We start from the raw sequence: 7,738 nt of genomic DNA, 5'->3' as shown, positions 1-7,738 counted from the left end.
AGCGAGCAGGCGAGTCTGCGAGCTGCGTCAAGATTCTAGTTAGGGGTGCATTGCGAGGTCGTAGGGCGTGCCGAGCGGGGGCGAGTCCGGGGGCGCAGCGCGTAGGGCGCAATCTGTCAAAGATTCAGTTCACTTCGTGAGCCCGCTCCAGATCACGATGCCTCGCGACGTTGCGCGCGTCAGGACGAAGACAGAATTGCCGATCGAGCGGTCGCCCGGGACCGCCATGGAGCGGTACGCCCTCCGTGTACCCACAAACGCATCGATAGACGTAGTAGGCGACGCCCTCGACGATGCGCCGATAAAAGCCTAGGAATCGATGCTCCGTCTTGGGCGGCTCATTGTTTGTTATTCCTATGTTTGTCACTGACATGTTCTGGTAGCTGGTAACGATACTAGCTCTGGGCTACTGACTCAAGAGAGAAAGTGTCCCAGATTGAATCAAAACCCGAGCAGGAGGCCCGGTGAGCTGAGGAGGGCGAGGGAAACTAACGATCTGGCGTTAGCTCAATGGTCCGGCGTCAGCTTGAGACGACCTGCTCGCGGTGGTGTCGGGGTATTTTGCCGTGTACGGCCGCGACCCGGTCGGCGCGGTCCGACAGCGTTTTCCACGCGGCCGGACTTGCCATCGACTTTCGAACGAGCGCTTCCGGGGGGCTGAGCGGGCGGAGGAGGTGGCGCGTCCATCCCGAAGACCTGGCGTTCGAGCCGCTTGATCCGGTCACGCAGCTCGGCGGCGCGTTCGTAATCGAGCTTCTCGGCCGCGTCCATCATTTCGCGCCGCAGGCGGCTGATATGATCCGGCAATTCGTGCGCCGGCACCGACTTGTCGTCGTTGCGGGATTTCGCGGCGGCGTCGATCTCGGGCACGACCGCCCATTCGGGCGAGTACATCTCGACCAGCGAGGCGTCGATCGCCTTGACGATGGTCGCGGGCGTGATGCCGTGGGCTTCGTTGTAGGCGACCTGTTTTGCCCGGCGCCGATCGGTCTCGTCGATCGCATTGCGCATCGAGCGCGTGACGGTATCGGCGTACATGATGACGCGGCCGTTCAGGTTGCGCGCGGCGCGCCCGATGGTCTGAATCAATGAGCGGGCTGAGCGGAGATAGCCTTCTTTATCCGCGTCGAGGATCGCGACCAGTGAAACCTCGGGTAGGTCGAGTCCCTCCCGCAACAGATTGATCCCGACCAGCACGTCGAAGTCGCCTTTGCGCAGGCTGCGGATAATCTCGACGCGCTCGATCGTCTCGATATCCGAATGCAGATAGCGCACCCGCACGCCGAGATCGTGATAGTAGTCGGTCAGGTCTTCGGCCATCTTCTTGGTCAGGCAGGTGGCGAGGACGCGCTCGTTCATCGCGACCCGCTTGCGGATCTCGTCGAGGAGATCGTCTACCTGCGTGCCCGCACGCCGCACTTCGATCGCGGGATCGATGAGGCCAGTCGGCCGGATGAGCTGCTCGACGACGAGGCCTCCTGACTTGGTGAGTTCGTAGTCGCCGGGTGTCGCCGAGACGTGGACGACCTGATTGGTCATCCCCTCCCATTCCTCGAAATTGAGCGGCCGATTGTCGAGCGCCGAGGGCAGCCGGAATCCGTACTCGACCAGCGTGCTCTTGCGCGAACGATCGCCGCGATACATCCCGCCGATCTGCGGGATCGTTACATGGCTTTCGTCGACAAAGCAGAGATAGTCCTTGGGAAAATATTCGAGCAGGGTGGGGGGATGCTCACCCGGCGCCCGCCCGGTCAGATGGCGCGAGTAGTTCTCGATCCCGGGGCAGAAGCCCATCTCCGCCAGTAGTTCGAGATCATAGAGCGTGCGCTGCTCGAGCCGCTGGGCTTCGAGCAGACGATTCTCATGGCGGAAGTATTCCAACCGCTCGCGCAATTCTTCCTTGATATCGCGGACCGCAATCTCCATCCGATCGGAGGTCGTCACGTAATGCGAGGCCGGATATATCGCGACCGCCTGCAGCTTGCGAATCACCTTGCCGCGCAGCGGATCGATCTCATAGAGCGCTTCGACCTGGTCGCCGAAGAACTCGACGCGCACCGCGCGGCTCTCCTCGTAGGCCGGAAAGATTTCGACCGTGTCGCCGCGCACGCGGAAGGTCCCGCGATGGAAATCGTAATCGTTGCGCTGATACTGGATTTCGACCAGCTTGCGCAACACCCGATCGCGATCGAGCGTCTGTCCCTCTTCGAGGAACACCAGCATCTCGAAATAGACTTCCGGCTCGCCCAGCCCGTAGATGCATGAGACCGACGCCACGATCAGGACGTCGTTGCGCTCGAGCAGCGCTTTGGTCGCGGAGTGGCGGAGTTTGTCGATTTCGTCGTTGATGCTCGCGTCCTTCTCGATAAAGGTGTCGGTCGAGGGGACGTAGGCCTCGGGCTGGTAGTAGTCGTAGTAGGAGACGAAGTAGCGGACCGCGTTCTCTGGAAAGAGGCTCTTGAACTCGTTGTAGAGTTGGGCGGCGAGGGTTTTGTTCGGCGCCATCACGAGCGTGGGCCGGTTCACCTGCGCGACCACGTTCGCCATCGTGAAGGTCTTGCCCGATCCGGTGACGCCGAGCAGCACCTGCTGCTTCACGCCATCGGTGACGTTGCGTGCGAGCGCCTCGATCGCCGCCGGCTGGTCGCCCTCGGGCCGATAGCCCGAGACCAGTTTGAAGACCCCCTCGCGTCCGCGCGCCAACGACAGCATGAACGGCATTCTAGCATTCCAGGTCTCGCGGGCAGAAATCGCGTCCAGAGAACGTTTTCAGTCACTGTTTCGCCGTCCGGTCCAAGCGCGGACTTGGGCGTTATCCGAACGAGCATTTTTAGCTTTGATTACGATTTCAAGTCGTCGGCGCAGTGCTTCTCTTTCCGAAGCACGACCGGCTTGCGCACTCCCACGCCAATCTATAGGATGCTTCGCCAACAGCATTCAATCCGGATGAATCTAAATGTCAGCGCGAATGAATGCAGGTCCGCAGCAGCCGTTTGCTGCACTAGCCATTCCACGGAGGAGAGTATGAAAACAGGGGTTGGACGACTGAGCTACGCACTCGTAGCAGGAATGATGGTAGCGATATTCGCGGTTTCTTCGGCGTCCGCGAAAACCGTGAAGACTGTCAAAGGCTCCGGCAACGGATCATTTACCTTTGCCGTCTTCAGCTATGACGGCCTCGCTGACGCGGACATCGTAACGTACTCCGGCAAAGACAACGTGGGCGGCTCGTACACAGGTCAGACCGTTGCGGAATGGTCGCCGACGACGACCACTTGCACGGCGCCCGACACAACTGCGGGCGTCGAATACACTCTGGTTCAGTCGAACGCGGTGACGACCTTCGCCAAGGGACAAGTTTTTCTGCTGGCGACGCCGTCGTCGTCGGACACTTTTTGCGCTAGCCTCACGACCGGTTCGCAGGGTGGCGCGCTGACGTACACGGTTACCGCCGGAAGCGGAAAGTTCGCGGCAGCGACGGGCACCATCACTATTACTTTTACGAATGCGGTGCTCGCCGCACCCGGCACTCCACCGGGCGAGTTGGGCATCTTCGGCGCCGAACAATTCACTGAATCGGGTTCAGTTACCTACTGATTGAAGTCCAGCGAGCACGTCGATAAGGGCCCCCGGGACTGCTCAGCGAGTCCCGGGGGGTCCTATATTTAAGTGGTCAGTGTTATCTGGTGGGCAGGGGCAGAATCGAACTGCCGACACGAAGATTTTCAGTCTTCTGCTCTACCGACTGAGCTACCTGCCCACCGCGACGCGAAGCTGCCGCGTTCCGCGGCAAGCTAACGAAGCTATAGATCGCGCCGAAACGTTGCAACCCGCTATGCAGGCTGAGGAGGATGACCCCAGACACCGCTCCGGGATTCCTCGCGCGGCAGCCACGCCCGGGAATGACAAAGGGGAGTCGAAGGTGCCGACCCGCTATATGCGTACGCGCAGCGGCAGCTGCGCGCGTGGGAGCGTCAGCCCAGGCCGTACACCCGCTCCGCTGTGCCGCGGACGATCTTCGAGAGCTGCTCCGGCGGCAGCGTACCGAATCGCTTCGCGACGATCTCGCGCGAACGCGGGAAGGTCGCCGCTGTGTGCGGATAATCCGACGACCACATGATGTTGTCGGCGCCGTAGCGATGGAGTGAATCGATGAAGACCGGGTCCGCGATGAAGGTCGCAAATACCTGCCGCTTGATGTACTCGCTCGCGCGCAGCGGCAACTTGAGTCCGCCAAGCGCGCCGAGGCGGTTCTGCACGGTATCGAGCCGGTACATGAAATAGGCCATCCAGCCGACGTCGTTCTCGGCCGAGACGATCCGCAGCTTGGGAAATTTATCGAGAACGCCGCCAAAGACCAAAACGGAGATCGAACGCTCGATCTGATGATGCAGATTGGCGAGCGAGAGCAAGAAATTGCCGCCCGCCGTCGGATTCGCGCCGGTGCCGCCGCGCGCCGTCAGGATGTGCAGCGAGAGCGGCATGTTGAGGTCGGCTGCAGCCGCCCAAAAAGGCTCGTAGGCGGGATCGCTATAGGGCTTGTCGCTCGGCGGCTCCGCCCAGATCATCGCGCCGCGCATCCCCTTTTTGGCGATCCGGCCGAGTTCCGCGACTGCGCCCGGGATATCCTCGAGCGTGATCAGCCCGAGCGGGACCAGTCGCTTGAGATCGTGACTGCAATACTCGCAGGCCCAGTCGTTGAAGGCGCGGAACAGAGCCGCGCGTAGCCCGGCATCGTCGAGTCCGAACAGCGGCATCCCCATCGAGGTGTAGATGACTTCGGCGCGCACGCCGTCGCGATCCTGATCGGCGATCCGATAGGCCGCGTCCCAGACGCTCTTCGGCGCTTCGTCAAAAGTTTTTTTATTGTGCGCCGGCAAATCCGGCGAGGGTACGCCGGCGCCGAAAAACCCAGCCACCGCCATCGGCGTGATATTCTCGCAGACGAACCATTCGCCGTCGCGGCCGTTGAGTCCTTTGACCGTATGGGGCGCGCGATCGCGGAATTGTTTATCGACGCGCTCGGCCCACATCGTGGGCGGTTCGACAAAATGGGAATCGGCTGAAATCAGGGTGTCATCGGCCATCGTGATTGCCTCCTAAACAATGCGCGCCGCCAAACCGTTAGCGATTCGTCTCGGTCACGCTTGCCTCTCTACTAGCGCCGACTTGACCTCAGGCGCAACCGCCGCGAGGGTCATCCCCGATGGATGCCGTCGAGCATCGTCCAGAGGGCATCGACGGCTGCTCTCGCCGCCGCGATAACGGCGTCACGATCGTTCGAAGTTTCGACCAACTTTTCGATCAACGCGCCCCCGGTCCGCGCATGATCGGCGTCGGCCTCGCGATGGACGCTGAAGAATGAATACGCATCCTCGTCGGTAACGCCGTAAAAGCGCCTGAGCCCGTCGATTTTGGCGTCTGCGATCGTCGGCATCTGCGATTCGTAAGCGTAGAGCGCCGCGAGCCCAGCGGCGATCGGCGTGTTGCGGCTGAGGCGATAGAACGTCTCGACCAGATTCTCCGTCGTCGGGAGCGGGGCGCTCTTCGACAGCTCGTCACGGGTGACGCCGAAAGCCTGCGCAAAACGCGTCCAGAGTTCCGGATGGTTGCGCTCGCCGCGCTCCTCCTCGATCAGATTCTCCAGCAGCGCCTGGCGCGTCCCGAGATCGTCGCAGCGCGAATGGATCGCGCTCAGATAGCGTGGAAAGGCCTCGACGTGCCGGTAATATTGCCGCGCATATTCGCGCAGGGCGTCAAGCTCGAGCGTTCCCGCCGTCCACTCCCGATAAAAAGGATGCTGGAGCAGATGGCGGCCAGCTACGATTCGATCAAGCTCTGCGATGATGCCGTTGTTGTTGATACTCATAATTACTTCCTAGCGGGGCAAACGGCCAAAGTCTATCCGGCGAGCAACTCGCGGTCGAGTAACGGCTGGAAATCCGCTAAGCTGCGCGCCTAATGACCCAAAAATCGAGCGAACCTATCGTGGAAAAACTGAAGCACGCCATACTGGCATTGGGCGTACTATCCATTCTCATCACCCAAACCGGTTGCACGCTGATCGGCCGAGTTTTACGCCACGGCGGCGAGGAGCAGTTGACCAAGGCCCCGCCTGCGGTCGCGCCCGCCGGTCCGCATGTGCTGATCCTGGCCTTAGATGGCGGCGGCCACGACGTCTTGATGCAAGCGATCCGGTCAGGCGATGCGCCTTTTATCGCTGCGCTGATGGGACAGCAGCAGAGCCCGGACCTCTTCGCACACGCTTATTCCGCGCCCGACGTCGAGACCATCCTGCCGTCGAGCACCGTCGCCGCGTGGTCGGCGATCTTCACCGGCGCGCCGCCGGCCGACGACGGTATCGCTGGTGACGAGTGGTTCGATCGTCTGACGCGAAAGTTCTACGCGCCGGTGCCGGTCACCGTGAGAGACACCGGAGACTTCACCAAGATGGTCACCGACGATCTGGTCGGCCGGCAACTCGCGGTGCCCACGCTCTATGATCTCGAAGCCACGCAACGCAGTTACGTCTCGATGCTGATGGTCTATCGGGGCGCAACCCTGTTCACAACAATCGATCCTTCGGCCTTCACGGGCATGACCATCGACCTGCTCAAAGGCGCACTGGTCGGCGAGGACGCGGAGAAGTCGGTGGCGGGTTCGCTCGATCTGTCGTCAGTGCAAAAGGTTACCGAGGCGATCAAGGAGCATGGCTTGCCCAATCTGCAGGTGGTCTATTTTCCGGGTCTCGATATCTACACGCACGAGGCGGAAAATCCCCTGCACTCACAACTCTACTATTACAAGCACGTCGTCGATCCGGCCGTCGGTCAAATTCTCGAAGCTTATCGGCAAAATAACGCGCTGAAGGACACGTACGTCTTGATCATCGCCGACCACGGCCATACGCCGGTCATGAAGGATGATGCTCACGCGATCGGAACCGGCGCAGACACCCCGTTCGGCTTGCTCAAGCAGGTCGGATTTCGCGTGCGCCGGCCGTTACTCGAGGATCCGGACAAGGACTACCAGGCCGTCGTCGCCTCGCAGGGCTTCATGGAATACATCTATCTCGCCGACCGCTCGACTTGTCCGCACGACGACGATCAATGCCGTTGGGGCCAGCCGCCGCGTTTCGACCAGGACGTGCGGCCGGTCTTGCGCGCGCTCTACCGCAGTAACCGCTGGGGCAAACCGATTCCGCGGCTCAAGGGCACGATCGATCTGATCTTCTCGCGCAAGCCGGTGGGCGCAGGCGTCGACGCCAACCCGTTTGAGATTTTCAACGGCCATCGGCTCGTGCCGATTTCGGATTACCTGGAACGCCATCCGCGCAACGATCTCATTGATCTCGAGCGGCGGATGAATTGGCTGGGAAACGGGAAGTTCGGTAATCGCGCCGGCGATATCATCCTGCTTGCGCGCACCGGGCCGAGGGTTCCGATCGCGCAACGTTATTACTTCGCCTCCGAGAGCCATTACTCATGGCACGGCAGCGCCGAGTTTCTCGACGGCAACATCCCGCTGATTCTCGCGCGTGAGTCCTCGACCGGCGAAGAATTGCGCCAAGTCGTCCGGCAGGCACAGGGTAATCCGCCCTCCGAGCTTGATATCACCCCGCTCGTCCGCTCATTGTTTCAGTCAACGACGAGTTCCGCGCCACATTCAGCGGCGCAGCAATAGACCCCGGCTCTGGAGATGCGGTCACGCGCATCCGTTGAATGATGCGCGTGACCGC

General features: G+C 61.3%; 5 protein-coding genes and 1 tRNA gene. 2 read left to right on the top strand and 4 right to left on the bottom strand.

Annotated features, from left to right (window positions below):
- Positions 1–507: 507 nt before the first annotated feature.
- Entirely contained in the window at positions 508–2,721 is a 2,214-nt protein-coding gene (gene uvrB, locus VKS22_06015; GenBank protein HLW70160.1) for an excinuclease ABC subunit UvrB, read from the bottom strand.
- Positions 2,722–3,024: 303 nt separating this feature from the next.
- Between uvrB and VKS22_06010 the strand changes: the two genes are divergently transcribed.
- Positions 3,025–3,597: a hypothetical protein gene (locus VKS22_06010; protein ID HLW70159.1), complete on the top strand. Its 573-nt coding sequence runs from the start codon at positions 3,025–3,027 to the stop codon at positions 3,595–3,597.
- An 87-nt stretch (positions 3,598–3,684) separates the two neighbouring features.
- On the opposite strand, the gene VKS22_06005 is transcribed toward VKS22_06010, so the two are convergent.
- From VKS22_06005 to VKS22_05995, 3 genes are all read right to left on the bottom strand, one after another.
- A tRNA-Phe gene (locus tag VKS22_06005) sits at positions 3,685–3,760 on the bottom strand.
- A 214-nt stretch (positions 3,761–3,974) separates the two neighbouring features.
- On the bottom strand, positions 3,975–5,087 hold the full coding sequence (locus VKS22_06000) for an amidohydrolase family protein (GenBank protein ID HLW70158.1): 1,113 nt from the start codon (positions 5,085–5,087) through the stop codon (positions 3,975–3,977).
- 110 nt (positions 5,088–5,197) lie between these two features.
- Positions 5,198–5,869 (bottom strand): CADD family putative folate metabolism protein, encoded by a 672-nt coding sequence (locus VKS22_05995; GenBank protein ID HLW70157.1) that lies wholly within the window; start codon positions 5,867–5,869, stop codon positions 5,198–5,200.
- Between the two features lie 119 nt (positions 5,870–5,988).
- Here VKS22_05995 and VKS22_05990 point away from each other — a divergent pair, with 119 nt between their 5' ends.
- Positions 5,989–7,683 (top strand): alkaline phosphatase family protein, encoded by a 1,695-nt coding sequence (locus VKS22_05990; protein ID HLW70156.1) that lies wholly within the window; start codon positions 5,989–5,991, stop codon positions 7,681–7,683.
- Positions 7,684–7,738: the final 55 nt, after the last annotated feature.

It is taken from the genome of Candidatus Binataceae bacterium, from assembly GCA_035308025.1.
Classification (GTDB): Bacteria; Desulfobacterota; Binatia; order Binatales; family Binataceae; genus JAJPHI01.
This window is presented reverse-complemented; position numbering and strand designations above follow the sequence as displayed.

Coding starts and splice junctions, on each gene's coding strand:
- VKS22_05995 (HLW70157.1), bottom strand. CDS start 5,869: ATGAGTATCAACAACAACGGCATCATCGCAGAGCTTGATCGAATCGTA.
- uvrB (HLW70160.1), bottom strand. CDS start 2,721: ATGCCGTTCATGCTGTCGTTGGCGCGCGGACGCGAGGGGGTCTTCAAA.
- VKS22_06000 (HLW70158.1), bottom strand. CDS start 5,087: ATGGCCGATGACACCCTGATTTCAGCCGATTCCCATTTTGTCGAACCG.
- VKS22_06010 (HLW70159.1), top strand. CDS start 3,025: ATGAAAACAGGGGTTGGACGACTGAGCTACGCACTCGTAGCAGGAATG.